This window comes from Bradyrhizobium sp. Mp27, from assembly GCF_029953005.1.
GTDB classification, from domain to species: domain Bacteria; phylum Pseudomonadota; class Alphaproteobacteria; order Rhizobiales; family Xanthobacteraceae; genus Bradyrhizobium; species Bradyrhizobium barranii.
Genome location: NZ_JASAUS010000156.1, coordinates 1 through 15783 on the forward strand (window position 1 = coordinate 1; position 15783 = coordinate 15783).

Genomic DNA, 15783 nt, shown 5'->3' on the forward strand with positions numbered 1-15783 from the left:
GCGTTCGCGGTTGGAGGTGATGGCGTTGGCTTCAAAACCGAATCCTACGCCGTATCAGCGCTTTACACCACGCTCGCCAGCCTCTCGGGCGCCTCTTACGAATAAGACGGGTTAACACGTCAATGGCGCGTCGCTGCACCATTTCCAAATTTTGGTTTGGAGGGACATATGCCTGCGCCCAAAAATATCATTCTCCTTTCCGACGGCACCGGAAACGCGGCAAACAGAGTCTGGAAGTCCAATGTCTGGCGCGTCTTCGAGAGCTTGGACCTCCGCGGAGAGGAACAGATCGCCTTCTACGATGATGGCGTCGGCACATCGTCGTTTAAACCCCTAGCCATATTGGGGGGCGTCTTCGGTTGGGGCCTCAAGCGCAACGTCCTCGACATCTACAAATTCCTCTGTGTGAATTACCAGCCCGGCGACAATATCTACGGATTCGGCTTCAGCCGAGGCGCCTTTACGATGCGGGTTGTGATCGGTCTTGTGCTTCATCAAGGTCTTGTCACGGGCGATACCGAGGCGGAAATCTACGCAAAAGCCAGGATGGCTTATCGCGCTTATCGCGGGGCCCGCTTCCATACCATTCTGCGTCTCGAGTGGATCTTCCGCTTTATTCGCGATGTGATTCTCTACCTTCTGGGCAACCGCTACGATCAAAGTAAGAACACGACGATCAGGAGAATCGCCCTTGTTGGCCTGTGGGATACCGTAGCCGCTTACGGCTTACCGGTCGATGAGATGGCGCGGGGCGTCAGCCAATGGATCCTCCCGTTGGAGCTCCCCGACCGGACTTTCAACCACGAGAAGATCGAGCGGGCCTGCCATGCCCTGTCGCTCGACGACGAGCGGACAACCTTTCATCCCGTCCTTTGGAACGAGAAGGACGTTCCGAAGGAAAAGCTATCGCAGGTCTGGTTCTCGGGTGTGCACTCAAATGTCGGCGGCGGTTATCCCGACGACTCCTTGGCGCACATCCCGCTGTTTTGGATCATGAAGGAAGCCGAAGCTCGCGGTCTCCGATTCAAGACAGCTCCAAACAAGCCGAACGATCCCGACCCCGACATGGTGGTCTTTACTGAATGGCGGCGGGACAAAGATGGCAGGCTGTACGATTCCCGTAATGGCATGGGCGGTTATTACCGCTATGGACCGCGCAAGATAGAAGATCTCAGTCGCATGCGTTTTTCGTGGCGAAAGACCGATTTTGTCGACAACGGTCCCCCCATCATCCACGAAACTGCGATTAACCGAGCTCGCAAAGGCGCTCATCGTTACGCGCCCATCGGCATTCCGAAGAATTATTTGGTGATGACCGATACTGGCGTTCAACCGCAAGCCGGCTACGAGATGGATGACGACGCCGAGACTCGATGCGAATCTCAGGAAGAGGTCTGGAACGTCGTGTGGCGCCGGCGATTCATCTATTTCATCACGGTGTTCGCGTCGCTTTACATCTTGATCTATCCGCTGGCCACGAAAGTCGACAGTTCTGCCGAATACGTCACGCCACTGACACTGGTCTCGGCGGCCATACGGGCCGTTGGTCAGGTTTTGCCAGGCGCAGTTTCCGTCTGGATTGAGGCCTACGCGCGCGACCCAAGTCACTTTCTGGTGCTAGGGCTGATCGTTGTTGGGCTCATCTGGCTCGGCGTGTGGCTGGGCGGCACCATCGAAGACAAGATGGAGCGCGTGTGGCGTAGCTTTCCACCGGCGAAGTTATCGATCGCCAAGGTGCTTTGCGGAGTGCTCCTGACCGCCATAACTGCCTATGCTGTCGGGCATTCTTACCTTCCAGCGGCCTGGCCGGCGAAGGATTTTCTCAAGGACCACATCACGGCGCCCGTCAGCGCGATTTTGATTTGCACAATCTTGGCGCTCTATACGCCGCCCTCCTTGGTTAGGCATCTGCGCAACGCCAAGCCCTACCGATTCGCGGTCCGCAGCATCAAATTGTTCATCTTGCCGCTCTTGTTTGCAGCAAGCTTCTATGTGCTGGCGGTTCTTTTTGGCAGTCATCTTGCCTTTGGCGTCGAAGATAGCTTCGGTATGGTCTGCCCGACCAGCAAGAACATTTCCGATAAACCCGATGCCGAAAAGCCAAACCAAGGTTTAGAAGCGTGCCCGGCCGCGACTGTTGCGTCGTGCCATACGGGACAGCCGACGTGCCCCGATGGCCGCGTTGTATCCTGTCTCGAAGGTACCGCGACCTGTGAACTGCGCACGCGCCCGATTGCGGAATGCAATCCCAGGGCCCGCAATTGCGAATATCGCGTTCCTGTGTGCAAGGTGTCGGCCCCAGCTCAACCCGCCAATGCCACCGCGATCAGTTCCGGCTTCGCTATCTGTCCCTCAAGCTGCGAAATCCGTCCGAATGCCGTGGATCGCGTTACCAAAAACATCGACGACATCTTGAAGACGGACACGGTCTGCAAGGGCACCGGCATATGGCTCGAACAGGGACAGAAATACAGAGTCAAGATAACGGCCCCGCCGCCCGATTCGGCCAATCCGTGGAAGGACGGCGACGTCAAGGTTAGTACTCGCGGTGTTGACGTTTCCGATTTGGGTGTCTGGGATCGATTTTGGCAGGTCGTTCGCTGGCCTTTGAAACGGCATCTATTTGTCGAGCCCTTCAAAGTCATCGCGCGCGTGGGATCGACCGGCAATGACGAGCGCGTTCTTGAACCGGGCGACAATCCCAAATCCAACAGCCTTGAGACTACGGTCACGCCCAAACGAAGCGGCGAACTCTTCCTCTATGTCAACGAAGCGGTATGGGCTCATGACTGGGACCGGTACTACCGAGACAACTCGGGCTCGGCGACCATCGCAGTGAGCCGAGCAGACGAGTAAGTTTCATAGCCGCGCGGAGCCGTAGAAGCGGTTCGAGGCGACAGGCCCGTTTGAACAACTGATAAGGAAAGACGAAAACGCTTATCAGTCCGCCAATAGACTCCTTTTCACTTTTTCTCATCAGTCAGTGAACTGACGCCATTTGTGTACTCATGCTCAGCGCAACTTAACGCCAACTTCTTGCTCAATCAGCTCTGACGCCTGACGAAGTTGCGATGGTGGTCGGTACTCTCGTCGTTCAGCAGCAGAAATGCGCGACGAAGCCAACCGATTTTCCGTTGAACGTAGAGTGATTGCAAAAATTTGGGCAAGAACTCGTGGATTTCATGCGTGGCAACCGATACACTCCACTCGTTCAAGTCAATATGAACAGGGCCAGCAAATGAATTCAGGGCATGGGGTTTGCCGGGTCGCAGCGGTATGGGGGAGCCCTCAGGAATTCATCCCGAACGCTATGGGCCAACATCAGGCGGCGAAGCTGGTTCGCGATAACGGTTCGATTGCGATGCTTTGCCTTCTCGGGGCCCAGCGCCGATGACACAATCCATCAGACGCATTGGCGAACGGGACGGCTGTCGGGATCATCGGGAGCGGCAAAAGCGCCGCGAAATGAGCCAGTGGCTCCTGTCACCGCGATAGTGGCAGCGAGCACGCGATCGGTGAATATTTAGTGCCCGATGGGAATGTACCGTCCGGTTTCAGGCCACATTGTCTGATCCCATTTGCGATCGACCTGTTCTTTTTCAGCTCCGCTTGCATATCCTCAGTGAAGTAGGGCTGTTCGCATTCGAGTTGCTCCGGGGACATGCCAGGCGCGCCAACACACGCGTTTTCAAGCTGTTCCGGTTTCAATCCGGTCACGCCTTTGAAGCTTACCCGGGAAATTGTTGCGTTGTTGAAACTAGCCCCCGTAAGCGTGGCGCCCGAAAAATCGGCGCCTTGGATGTTGGCGTATGTGAAGTCCGCGCCCGTCAGGTTCGCATCGATGAAATGAGCAACGAAATGCCGGCGCTCTTCTCCATTGGATGTGCCGGTGCACCGGGCCGGTCGCGTGTCGCCCCTCGCGGGCTCATGCAGGCGATTGCCGATCTCGGTGCACCAGCCGGGGTTCTGGTAGTCACCCGCTTCAATCCCCATGAATTCTGTACCCTGCATCTCCGCCTTTACAAACTTCGCGCGGTGCATTTTCGAAGCCGCCATGCGGGTATGACCCAGTCCCTTCACAACGCCCCATTCATCCTGCAAGTCGAGGTCAGCGTAACAGCCGTGCTCTAGGTCAAAGTGCTTTCCGGTGGGATCGTCCTGAATCCTCCGTTCGCCGATACTCCGCATGGCGAGTTGAAGTGCCCCATCCAATTTGAAGCCGGCCTCGAGGTGCTTTCGGCCCGTACACAGTCTGTCCGACGCGGCCTTTACATAGGAGGCCAAGGCATCGAATACGGCCCGGTGGTAAGACCGGTCGCTACGCGCAACAAAGGACAGAACGTGTATGGCTTCGGCCCGGGCCGCCTCCGTCGCATCCGCCGCCAGCAACGGCTTGACGTTTGTCGCAAACAGTTCCGCCTTCTTTTGATTGAATGCATCTTCGGTACCCCTGATCCCCTGGATGCTCGTAATGACCGTTCCAAAGACCGCGAGGCCACCCAGGGTTTGCATGATGCTTGAGCGGATCTTCGAACGCATGTCGATGATTTTGCTCAAGTCGTCCGGCGGGATGGGGATTAGCTTTCCATCGCCATCAACCTTGCGATCGATCGGCACAGCCAAAATCGGGATGAGAATAATGAGCGTGATCGAGACGACCACGTAAAGGGCGATCCAGGTGAGGAGGATATTCGCAGGAACGTAGTAGCCCCATAGCGTCAGCCCTGCGTCCATGCTTCACCTATGCTTGCGCCGGCGAGCAAGCGCCGGAAGTTTCCATTAAACATCGGACAACTCTAAACTTCGATCATCCCGTGGTCGCTAATTTCCCGCGAGGCTTCAATCTCAGTGACGACGTGGGCTTGACTTGAAGCGCGCCGCTCCCAAGCGCCCTCGTCCAACTTTTAGGATAGCAAGCACGCGAAGACTTCGCGTCTGCGGCCGAGGACACCCTCTGCGTGGCAGCCATATCGAGCTACACCTGCACTCCGCAGTTAGATAATAATGTCCTCGGGAGCGCGAAGGCGTCGGACGTGAAAGGTTGATTCCAGCCCCGCAACGCTGTCCAAGTTCTTCAGAGAACCAAAATCGAGCCCGGTTTCTTCCTCAATTATCTCTATCGTTGTTTGAATGCCATTCTCGACGAGTTCCTGAGGCGTGTATGGCTGAAGGCCATCAAAAACCCGCTCAGCGCCTATCAGATCATCAAGAAGATCGCCGTGTCCAACCTTGAAAGCCGCAGCGGCAATCTTCGTCGGCGTCTTTTGAATAACGGCCACTTTCCAATATTCGACCGGAACCTTGTATGGCCCCTTCGGACGCTTCTTGCCATAGGACCCCGGGTCGCTTGCTCGGAAGATCGGGCCAGAAAAGACGGTCATCCGCTTGCGCGTGCGGTCACATTTTTCCAGAAGATAATCCTCGAGATTACCCCAGATGGTATTGTTGAACTTGGCGACATGCGGGGCGGCATTGGTGAAGTGGAACGTGTCCTTCACCGCCCGCTCGGATTCTTCTTGGTCCCCCCAGGAGGGATCAACCCGGCGGACCAAGTGACCGCGTTGGAAGTAGACGGACTCTTTGGCGACAGATTTGACGTAGAAGTCATCATCACACTGGCGTTCAACATCGATGCGCCCGTCGCGCCGCCAGGACGTCTCAACCCCGGAGTTACGGACGAGTTTGTTGCCATCGATGTTAACGGCCGTGAATCGCGCGAAGCGGCGCTCCGCATCGAATACAATTGAGAAGTGTGTGTATTTCAGTTCGATTTCATCGCCAGCATTGACTAACACCGCGAGCCTGTCGCGGTCCGCCGACGATTTGACCTTTGGAAGGGCAATCTTGCGAGCCAGAAACTCTGGATCATATCCTTCCACATCCTGAAAGAACTCAGCTGGTGAATCGGCGCCCTGCTTTTCAAGACTTTCGCCATCCGCCGGCGGCGATAGCTCTGAAAGAATGAGTCTGGGAGCGCTGGCTAAGCCAAATAACAAACGTTCTCGTACTACGTTCGCGGCTGGATCTTCAAAACGCCTTTCACCAAGCATCGAGTAGATGGCGCTGATCCGGATCCCCTCGTTTGCAATCCAGCCTTTCTCTTTTTCCCCCATTTCTGGTGTCCAAACCGTCCTTCCATCGCGCGCGAGCCTACGATGTTCGGTGTCGTAGTCGGGCACCGCCTTGTGATGCAGCGCAAGAACTTGCCACTGGTCGTTGAACACGGGGGCGCCAGAGGAGCCAGGCTCTGAATCGGCCGAATAGTGAATGAACTTTTCCAGATCGATGCCTTCTACGTCCTCGGCGGACAGCGCAAGTACTTGACTGTCGCGGATTGCAATCTGCTTGGGCTGACCGCCGGGATGCTGAATGATGGAGACCCACTCTCCATCAAGAACTTTCCCTGAACGCGCAATAAGTGGAAGAAACCCGAACTCCGAAAGCGGCGTACCGTCGAACGCGCGAGGGGCAACCTCGACGAATGACACATCCAGACTGGCGTCAGTGAAAAAGAGTGACGAGGGCATAACGTTGTAAACGCGGCTAAGAGATTCCACGCCATTCAGGTCATGTTGGTAATTAAACTCTGCAATCGCCAGGGACGCAGCGGACGCGTTTGGCAGGACGTGATGATTGGTCATAAGTAGATTTGGAGCGACCAGAAAGCCGGTTCCAAACCACTCACCGGAACCGTCCTTGAGCCGTACGCGGATGCGGGCGATCGATGCTGCAGCTTGCAAGCCGCGAGCGAGAAAATTGATGGAGCAGAGATTGCTGGCGCCGAGCACACGCTCGATTCCGTTTGGATCGCGCTCCTGTGGCTCGATCAAGTTGCGGCGAGTCTCGATTCGCTTGGACGTGTCCCTCGCATCGAGGATCACTTCGCGATCGGCATATGCGAGCGCTTCGCGATGCCCCTTTAGTGCTTGCGCGAGAGCGGGTAGGTCCACCTCCTCCACATCCGAGCGTGCCTCCCCTATCCCGCGTGTCCTAAGTGCCTGATGAGGTCTACGTCCGCCGCTGCCGCCTTGGCCGTTCGCCGCGTTGCCAGAAACATCAAGGGGCGGTAATGCATTCTCTATTGGCTGCCGGGTCTTATCCATATCACTCACACCGTTTTTGAGCGAAGGCATCATTGAGAAGCTTCGCCAGCCGTATTCCAGCAACGGATAGCTGACGATCTAGAACGGGGCGGACCTTGACGAGGTAGGCGTCGTCAAACACCCCATTCGGAGGCTGAATGCTGAACAGATCAATCGCAGCACGATGGGTTTCAAGCGCCCAGCTTTCAACGGTGCCGTCTGTAAGGGAAGTGCTCGCTGAAGGCAGCCAATCCTGTTCGAGCCGATCAACATAAGAACCCCAGGACCAGGCGAGCTTACGAATGAGGCCCGAATCCCAGGCAGAATGAAAGTTGGTGTCCTCGGCCGCGCTTCCGTTGGCCCCGTTACGGACGACAATGGTGGCTTTGATGTCGTTACCGCCCTTGTCTTCCTTAACAGAATGAAGGGGCTGGTGCAGATCGCCCAGGAAATGAACCAGGAAGAAAAGCGCACGACGCCTTTCGGCCATTGGTTTTGCCGAACACGCGACGACCCCAAGCTCTCGCGCTATTGCGGCGACGATGCAATCGCCTTGTTCGGGGTTTGGGGTACAATCGCGGGCTGCGACGTAGTCATTTGCAGCAAGAGGAATGTCGACAAAGTGCCAGCGCGAAGTACGCCGGTCTCGCGACCGCTCATCATCTGCCCAGTTTGATATCGAAGCGAGCGACACGCCCGGGCCAATGAGTTCGGCGGTGGCACTTAGAGTTTCACCGGAGAGTCTCCTCTGCGCTATTTCGCCGACAATGCTGTGCCCTTCCTGCCCCCAAGTCCAAGCGGTAGTTTGCGACGCCAACCAGGTCAAGACTGCAAAAATAAACCGACGCATGGAAGATTAGCCCTCGTTGAGGTAATACAACCAAAAACGGATCGAACTTTGTATCACACGCTCTCCATGACAATTGGCCTCTTCCGACTTCCGCAAGATTGACTCCAGAAATCAACGCCGATTTCTCTGCCTGCTTCGATTAAAATGGGCTACTATGTGGATTGGAGGAGAGCGCGGCTTTCCTAAGGAACGCCAGCCCTTTCAGTCGACGACCTCCAGCCGAGCCAAAAAGAGGATGTGAAGCGTTCACGTTGGATCCTTTCAGCGGTGGGCGTGCTGCGATACCGGTCCTAGAGCTTGTGCGGCGATCCTCGATAGCCTTCCATGTCGGCATATCTGAAGAAATTCTGGGCTTCCTCCAGGCATTGGGCGTTGGTCAGGATTTCCGCGTGATTGCGCCCGTCGACCTGATTCGGAAAGCGCCGTCCCGGGAAAGCCAGCTGCATCGAGTCCAACCTGGCCCCGCCTTCCTTGAAGACGTTGTAAGCGGCGTCGGTACAAAGGAACGACGTAATCGACGGCGCGAAGTTCTTTTTGCCGTCTGGCGAAACAAAGAACGCTTCTCCGTTCGGTACGGCAGCCTTCATGGCGTCCGCGAATTCGAGATTGGCTTTGTTGAGTGCCTGGAACTGCGGAAGGCCGATCTCGGAGCCCGCAACAGGGATCGGAGCCCCCGGGAATTGGCGATTCGATCCGGTTCGATTGGCCAGGTTGTACATGATGTTGCCGATCTGGTAGGCGGTAAAATCGTTCTGCAGATAAACGATCTGTTTCACCCCGGCGAGCGACATCACGCCGGAACACTGCGCACAGGATTCCAGCGAGGTGTACAACGTAACCTCGTTAAGCAACGCTGGACGCGACTTGTCGCCGATCGGATTTCCGGTCTTCCAGCTGTCGACGACATTGGCAAGGGAGAACAGCCGCCTTACCATGCGGGATTCGGCGTGCTCGGAGGTGGCCCGGAAAAAGTCATTGTGGTTGAATTCGAAGTCGATGATTTCGCCGTTGCCATCGACGGCGAGGCACGCGATGTTATGTCCGAGATAACGGTCCCAGCTGACACGCGATCCTTCCGGATTCGGAACCATGTCGCCCTTGTAACGACCCTTGACTTCTATCTGCGCCTTGCGCCCGGGATAATCGCCGAACGGACCGAACTTGTTGCCGTTCCAGAAGCGATGAATCAATTTCATCAGTAAGTGAGAATAGATGCGGTGGCGTTCCTTGACCGCCTCGTCCGCGAGTTCGGGCGCGTCCTTGGTGAGATCGACTTTGACGATTTCGCTGAGCTGTTTCTCCCAGTAGGCCGCGAACGGCGCCTGATCCTTAAAGCCCGGCGGGGGCGTGCTGGCTGGTCCTTGGGCCGATGCCGTCGTCGCGAGCGGCCCCGCTGCGGCCAGCGCGCCCGCGGTTACTGCCGTGGTCGCGATAAAATCCCGCCGGTTGACCTTGTCTTGATCGCCCATCACAACGACTCCATGATTGCCGCCGGTAAACTCTACGGAATGAAATAGAAGGGATTGGGCACCTTGAAGCGACATTCGGCGAAGCCACCTTCCAGGTCGCTCTCCTGATCTCCGATACTGGCGATGATCTTGTACTGCTTACCATTTCCATTGGACTCTTCGATGGCTTTGCGTTCGCCACTCTTGAAGGGCACGATAGTGTCGGCGTGTTGATCGTCAGGACGGGTCCTAAGTCCGGCAAACCCTCGAAAGCCGGCAGCGTCCAAATTCAGGAGAGTGGCCTGTCGTTGGCTATGGCGTCGGCCGGTGATGAAAAACACCGCGACACTTCTGGTGTTGATGACAGCCTTGTAGAACTCGAGGGCCTGCGGAATCGCCGGGGCCGAAGCCTTGAGTATCCATTCATCGAAACCGCAGGAAAGCGTCGGTTCCTCGAAGCAGGGTCCACCCTTGATGAAGCCAAAATTATTAGCCTTCAGGTTGGGCCAATTCGACAGCGACGTTTCATCGATGTCGAGGACCACGGCAAGCGCTTTGTCCTGGTCCGCGGATCGTTTGGCCTCGTCAACGCGCTGCTTGACATAGGCCAACGCTCGATCGAATACCTGCTTGACGTCGTCTTCGTAGTTGCCGGGTTTGCCGTCCTTGCCCTCCTTGTATTCCTTCAGCTGCGACTTGAGCGTGTCGATATTGGCGGACTTTTCGGTACTGAATACCTCGCCCGGCGCCGGAATTCGCGGTTCGAGCTGCATGACCGGGCACTCGGCCGCCCGGATGGCCGCGGACGCCGCGACCGTCAGCAACGCAATCAGAAGCATGCCGGCGAGTCGATGTAGGAGGCCGTTGACGAGCCGCGCGGCAGTACTCTGGGCTACCTGGCGATCTGCACCATCTGACATGTCAGCCACCTAATCGCTTGCTCAAAACCGCACCGTCGTACGCGACGTCATCAAGACCGAATTCGTCGTAGATCTATCTAAATTCCTCATCGATAATATTCTTCGCGGTTCGCAAGCTGAGTGCCGCGATGGTCAGCGTGGGATTGGCCGTCGCACCGGTCGGGAACGTACCGCTGCCGACCAGATAGAGATTCTTGTGGTCGTGTGAACGTTGGAAGGAATCCACCACCGAAGTATTGGGATTGTCACCCATACGATAGGTACCCATGATGTGTCCGGCGCCGGCGTAGTTGAAGATGACCTTCTTGCCGTCGATCTCTCGCTCGAATCTGCTGGGATCGTTGTCTCCAACGGCCGTGAATTCGGTTATCCCCACCTTCTTGAACAGCAGATTCTTCATCCGATACGAGGCGTCGAAGCCCTTCTTGGTGTATTCGGACAGGCTGTAGGCAACCTGCGGCCTCGGCAGGCCCAACCCATCCGTGAACTTGTCCGACAAGGTCACCCGGTTCTCGCTATCGGGAGTTTGTTCGATCAGGAATCCGACTCGGAACTGACGCGTGTACCTGTCGCTAAGTTTGTCGACCAGTGCCTTGCCGAACAGCGCCTCCTTGCCAAGTACACCCTGGCCTCCCGGATTGAGTCCGGTCCTGTTCATCCCATTGACGAAGTCCAGGGCCGTCACGTTGGGATCGCCCGCGCCGGCCGTGCTCGCGATGACAAAATTCCAGCCCTCATTGCCGATGTCGACACGGAAGGCACCCCGCTCGCTGCGGAACGGTCCGTCGCACAGATCGCCAATCCCCGAGGTGATCAGCGGCCCGCGATAGGGAAACAGCGGCGTCCGCGACAGACCCCACGCGACATAATACGGATGGTCCATCAGATTGCGGCCAACCTGGTCGCTGGTGTTTGCAATGCCCTGGCGATTCCGCGACATCTGCAGCAATCGAACGGTCTCGATCGCATTCGCTGCGATCACATAGACCTTTCCCTTCACGAAGCCGGTTTCCGACTCCTCGCCAAGGTCGGTCTTGTATCTGATATAGTTGATCTGACTGATGCGTCCGTTTTCGCAAACGACGATCTCGCTGGCGACGGCATGCGATCTCATCTTCACGAACCCGGTATCCATCGCATCGTTCAGGGTGATGGTTGGATCGTATTTGGCCTGGATCGGGCAGATCGGAATGCAGTTGGTATTGCCTGCGCAGGCGCGGCGATTTCGATAGGGCTGGGAATTGCGCGCCGCGGGCAGGCTCCTGACGGCAATTTTCCTGACCGGTTCTGCCATTCCGAGAAACCTGGTCTCGTCCTCCGTCAGGGGAATGCCATTCAACGACTTGTCGACCTGCTGGTCGACCGTCGAGGTCGGGATTCTCGGCATAGGGTATTGATAGCCGTTCGGAAACTCGACTCCGAGATATTTCTGATCCCCGACATCGGCGGAGACGCCCAATTCCGCCTCGGCATCACGATAAAAGCCTTCAAGTTCATCGTACCCGATCGGCCAGTCGACGAACTGCGGCACCGATTGTCCATAGAGCGTCTTCATCTTGAAATCGTTCGGCACGAACCGGAGGCTGGTGCCAAGCCAGTGCGACGTTCCGCCAGCCACCCGATCGTAGGTGCTTGCGAAAGGGCTCTCGCCCGTTTGAATCAAATAGCTTTGCTTGGGATCCTTCCAGTCGCCGAACCCTCCCGCGGGGCCGAGACTCAGCACCGTCGGTCGGCCGGCGTTCATTTCGTTCGGATCATTCAAGCCGTTCGGCCCAAATATTTCCGGCGTATAGGGACTTTCCGGCACCTTGGTAGATGCCATGAAGAACCTGTTCATGTATTCATTGACGTTGACAGGAACGCCGGCGCCCGCCTCGAGAATAATGACCGACTTCTTGGCCTTACCTAGTGCGTGAGCGATCAAGGCGCCGGCAAACCCGGACCCGACAATCACGACATCCCACTCTCTGTCTGCTTTGGTAGCCATCGCCCGGCTCCTTCGAGAATTCGGGCCCTATCCGATGTAATCAACAAGCTCGGCGGGGGGACGCGTCCAGTAACCGAACGGCAGCTGACTGAATCCCATCGGATGAGCCCGGGCTATCTTCAAAGCCCAGCCCTGCGTGTATGCTTCAGGTGAAATGACCTGGAAATCCGGAGGTGGGCCATGACCTCTGTCCTCTTCCAGCTTCTTCGGATCGTACCAGCCGCCCAGGTACCACATCAGGACAATGCTGCGGGCAAGGAATTTGTCGCCGGAGGACTGCACCTTGTCGGCAATGGCCTGCCGGCGATCCGGCGCGCCAACGCTTTCCTTGGCGATTCGGAGTAGGTTCTTCAATTGCGCCGGATGCCTCGCATTGACCCAGTCGAAATAGATCCGTTTGACCCCGACCGGATCAGAGCCGGCACCGACGTCGGCAAGTTGGCCTGGCTTCAATTCGTTGATGAATTTCTGAAACTCGGCCCTGCGTATTTTTTTCAGTTCTTCCTTATTTGATTTGGGGCTGGGGCCAATGTCGGTGGCCAGCTTGGTTTCGGATATCCCAGTCAGCGCAGACGAAAGCAGGATAAACAAGATCATGTCTTCGGTCGGAACTGCACTCGCGATTTGAGCGTTCGCCGGCATGTCGGCCGTAACCACGGTCGCTGCAACGGCGGTGGCGGCAACGCCGGTGATTAGCGTGCGACGAGTGACGTCACCTGCAGGCTTGTTCGCATCCTCAACGTGTGCGACACGCGGTAAATCGCTCATCGACGTGCCCCCTATTCCAGGCTGCGGCCTTCACACTTCGCGATTGCGCTACGCGCAAGCTCAAGGCACTGCCTTCTCCAGGATGAATGTAAAATCCGATTGATTGAATGGCTTGCCGTCGAATTTGGCGGGGTCGACTTCCCGCCGCTGAAAACTTACCGCGTTGCCGTGACAGGCCATGCAGCTCGACGAAGCGAGAGGCGACTTGCCCTGGCTGTAGGTCTCGAGCGTTGTATTGGCGAGGTAGGTTGGCGCGGGCGCGCCGGTCGGATCCGTCTTGCTGTCAAACTCACTCGGCCATTGCGTCGTGAGAAGGATGTAATTCTCCCAGACTGTGCCCTTCAGTATCTTGCGGAAGGATTGATTGAGTTGATCCACATCTTTCTGGGTGTGGGTCGGAATCATCTTGGCTCTGACCACCTGGCTTCGGAACGAGGCAGGAAACTTCAGCGAAGCCGGCGGATGCCACGGCTTTTCCGGAGTGGCATTTGCCTCAGCGCAATCCTTGCAGTTCTCCTTGAAGAAACTATAGCGCTTCAAGGGAAGCTTGCCCGCCTTGACGTCCGCTTCATCAGGCACATTGCTCACATGCTCGAACGAGGTCCACACCCATTGCGGCGCAAACCTGGTCTTGTGGCCGACGTGGAAGCCGATCAAGCCAAGTTTCTTCTCGACGCAGATTGGACCCGTCTTGGTGAGCGGCGGACCGGGGAAAAAAATCAATGCATCGGAAGTGTGAAACTGCTTGATAAGATCAGCGTTCGCTACGGGATCGAGAATCCGGTACGCGACCTTAAGCATGATCGCACCCATTCGCCCCGGGGTGGGATTTCCAGCCGCGTCCTTACCCGGGTTTACCCCGGTCGGGAAATCGATTTCCTTGTCGAATTTCGCTTGCCCGGCCCTGCTGTATAATGTGTTCGTTTCGATGAAATCGAACATCGGCTTGTTCATCAGAATGTCGAACAAGGCATAGTTGCCGTCCTGATCGATCAATGGTCCGGTCTTGAAAGGCTGGTTGAACGCCTCCTCACCAAGGTGAAACACGATCTTTCCCGGACCATCGAGACTCTTGCACTGATCAGGCACATGGCGCGTGCCCCACTTCCGCTTGTCGGCATCGTTCAACATGACGTCCGCGAGCGGCCGATAGTTTTGCAAATCCTCCCACATGGTCATCGCGTCACCGCCGGGTCGCGGGCCTTTGCCGATGGTCGTCTTGCCGTCGGCGGGAGAGTTCATGGCGATGAAAGTGAGCCACGAGTAGAAATCAAAACCGCGCTGGCGGTTGGTCACGGTATCGTCCCCGGCACGCCCAGCAGCGCTTACGATTTGCTGGCATGGCTGGCCCGACTTCAGCAAGTCGGTAATGATCGGCGTGGCCTTGAACTCGCGCGGCTTGGTTGAGCCGGGCGGCGTCACCTCAACGGCCTCGGGCGTCATATTGCAGTTCGCAACCGGGGGGTTGATGTCCGGCGCCTGCGCCAACACAGACGACGCCAACAAGCCCGCAACTCCCAAAGCTCCGATAGATTGGGCGGCAAGCCAACGAAGATGGCGCATGAGTCCCCCTTCCCGCGACCCACAGCGACCGTCGCCGCCTAGATCAGGTCGCATCAATCTTTGATTGCCGCGCCGCTGGGGCAAATGCGATAGCAACAGGCCTCGGGCCGGCAATATCAATACTTGAGCAAGCAATAGAGCGGACGAGCAGAGAATAAGGATCCGCTGCGTGTCTTTTAAAATCAGCTAACCCTCACAAATGGAAAGCCACAACTAAGAATTGTCAAGCTCTAAAATGCCGCGCCGCTGTCCCAGGCTGCCCTCAAGACCGCTACTAAACGGTGCATCGCTCCCGCAGCTTAGCGCGTTCCGTTACCGGAAAGGCTGCGTCGCGGATGATAAGGCCACGAGTTAATGTCGAAAGCTGATCGGCGCTAGACTTCGCGATAAGTTCAGGACACGCCCTCGCTGAGGAGATCGACGCGGCTTGACGGATGAGGCCGGCAAGCGACACGGTCTTCGCGCTGGCTAGCGACGCAAGCAGTTGCCGGCCGCGATTGGCCAATTCCCGGAAACGCAGCGGAGAAAGGAGGCTGCCGGCCTTCAGGGCATGGGAGGCCGAAGATCATTTCCCAGCGTCCTCGATATCGACGCGCTGGCGGCAAGCGATGAGATCGTCGACGATGAAGCACCCAACGGGTCGAGCATCGCGTTTATCGCGCAATGGAAGGAAAAGCGGGTCTTGTTCGGTGCTGACGCATATCCGGATCTTCTGGCCAAATCGCGCACGCCCTCGCCGCCGCGGAAGGAGGGCGCTATCGTATCGACCTCTACAAGGTCGCTCACCACGGCAGCAGGAAAAACAACACGCGCGCTTTGAGCAATCTTCTGGAATGCAAACGTTTCGCGGTTTCGACAAGCGGGGCGAGGCATGGGCACCCGGACCCGGAGACAATCGCAAAACTGTTGAAGTATGCTCCGAAGGGCGAGAAGACGTTGTATTTCAACTAGCGCCAGGAAAACACAAGCCCGTGGGGCGATCGCAAGCTGGAAGCCGCGCACGACTATGTCTGTTCGTTTCCAGTTGATCAAAATGGAACGATCACAATCCCGATCTAGCCCGTCTTATTCGTAAGAGTGCGCCTGAGGGGTAAAGCGCTGATGCGGCGTAGGATTCGGTTGCGAAGCCAACCCCATCACCTCCAACCGCGAACGCCACGCCCGC

The 15783-nt window shown here is 56.9% G+C and carries 10 protein-coding genes; 2 read left to right on the plus strand and 8 right to left on the minus strand.

Annotated features, from left to right (window positions below; translation table 11 throughout):
- Positions 1 to 168: 168 nt before the first annotated feature.
- Positions 169 to 2856, plus strand: a complete 2688-nt coding sequence (locus QJT78_RS41915) for a DUF2235 domain-containing protein (RefSeq protein ID WP_281460569.1) — start codon at positions 169 to 171, stop codon at positions 2854 to 2856.
- A 627-nt stretch (positions 2857 to 3483) separates the two neighbouring features.
- Here QJT78_RS41915 and QJT78_RS41920 read toward each other — a convergent pair.
- The 8 genes from QJT78_RS41920 to QJT78_RS41955 all read right to left on the minus strand — a co-directional run bounded on the left by QJT78_RS41920 (position 3484) and on the right by QJT78_RS41955 (position 14618).
- The gene (locus QJT78_RS41920) at positions 3484 to 4734 is read right to left on the minus strand and encodes a pentapeptide repeat-containing protein (RefSeq protein ID WP_281460570.1); all 1251 of its coding nucleotides are present in this window, start codon (positions 4732 to 4734) and stop codon (positions 3484 to 3486) included.
- 260 nt (positions 4735 to 4994) lie between these two features.
- Complete coding sequence (locus QJT78_RS41925) at positions 4995 to 7136, minus strand: DNA/RNA non-specific endonuclease (protein WP_281460571.1); 2142 nt, start codon at positions 7134 to 7136, stop codon at positions 4995 to 4997.
- Positions 7105 to 7932: a S1/P1 nuclease gene (locus tag QJT78_RS41930; protein ID WP_281460572.1), complete on the minus strand. Its 828-nt coding sequence runs from the start codon at positions 7930 to 7932 to the stop codon at positions 7105 to 7107. The genes QJT78_RS41925 and QJT78_RS41930 overlap by 32 nt, the downstream gene beginning before the upstream one ends.
- Positions 7933 to 8222: 290 nt before the next feature.
- Positions 8223 to 9401, minus strand: a complete 1179-nt coding sequence (locus QJT78_RS41935; RefSeq protein WP_281460573.1) for a twin-arginine translocation signal domain-containing protein — start codon at positions 9399 to 9401, stop codon at positions 8223 to 8225.
- Between the two features lie 32 nt (positions 9402 to 9433).
- Positions 9434 to 10300, minus strand: coding sequence for an HAD family acid phosphatase (locus QJT78_RS41940; RefSeq protein WP_281460574.1), 867 nt, complete (start codon positions 10298 to 10300; stop codon positions 9434 to 9436).
- Between the two features lie 73 nt (positions 10301 to 10373).
- On the minus strand, positions 10374 to 12287 hold the full coding sequence (locus QJT78_RS41945) for a GMC family oxidoreductase (protein WP_281460575.1): 1914 nt from the start codon (positions 12285 to 12287) through the stop codon (positions 10374 to 10376).
- A 27-nt stretch (positions 12288 to 12314) separates the two neighbouring features.
- Positions 12315 to 13055, minus strand: a complete 741-nt coding sequence (locus QJT78_RS41950; protein ID WP_281460576.1) for a hypothetical protein — start codon at positions 13053 to 13055, stop codon at positions 12315 to 12317.
- A gap of 60 nt (positions 13056 to 13115) precedes the next feature.
- Positions 13116 to 14618, minus strand: a complete 1503-nt coding sequence (locus QJT78_RS41955; protein WP_281460577.1) for a hypothetical protein — start codon at positions 14616 to 14618, stop codon at positions 13116 to 13118.
- A 484-nt stretch (positions 14619 to 15102) separates the two neighbouring features.
- On the opposite strand from QJT78_RS41955, the gene QJT78_RS41960 reads away from it, so the two are divergent.
- Positions 15103 to 15438, plus strand: a complete 336-nt coding sequence (locus tag QJT78_RS41960; protein WP_281460578.1) for a hypothetical protein — start codon at positions 15103 to 15105, stop codon at positions 15436 to 15438.
- Positions 15439 to 15783: the final 345 nt, after the last annotated feature.

Excerpts from the sequence above, each read along its gene's own strand:
- QJT78_RS41915 (WP_281460569.1), top strand. The coding sequence starts at position 169 with ATGCCTGCGCCCAAAAATATCATTCTCCTTTCCGACGGCACCGGAAAC.
- QJT78_RS41920 (WP_281460570.1), bottom strand. The coding sequence starts at position 4,734 with ATGGACGCAGGGCTGACGCTATGGGGCTACTACGTTCCTGCGAATATC.
- QJT78_RS41925 (WP_281460571.1), bottom strand. The coding sequence starts at position 7,136 with ATGATGCCTTCGCTCAAAAACGGTGTGAGTGATATGGATAAGACCCGG.
- QJT78_RS41930 (WP_281460572.1), bottom strand. The coding sequence starts at position 7,932 with ATGCGTCGGTTTATTTTTGCAGTCTTGACCTGGTTGGCGTCGCAAACT.
- QJT78_RS41935 (WP_281460573.1), bottom strand. The coding sequence starts at position 9,401 with ATGGGCGATCAAGACAAGGTCAACCGGCGGGATTTTATCGCGACCACG.
- QJT78_RS41940 (WP_281460574.1), bottom strand. The coding sequence starts at position 10,300 with ATGTCAGATGGTGCAGATCGCCAGGTAGCCCAGAGTACTGCCGCGCGG.
- QJT78_RS41945 (WP_281460575.1), bottom strand. The coding sequence starts at position 12,287 with ATGGCTACCAAAGCAGACAGAGAGTGGGATGTCGTGATTGTCGGGTCC.
- QJT78_RS41950 (WP_281460576.1), bottom strand. The coding sequence starts at position 13,055 with ATGAGCGATTTACCGCGTGTCGCACACGTTGAGGATGCGAACAAGCCT.
- QJT78_RS41955 (WP_281460577.1), bottom strand. The coding sequence starts at position 14,618 with ATGCGCCATCTTCGTTGGCTTGCCGCCCAATCTATCGGAGCTTTGGGA.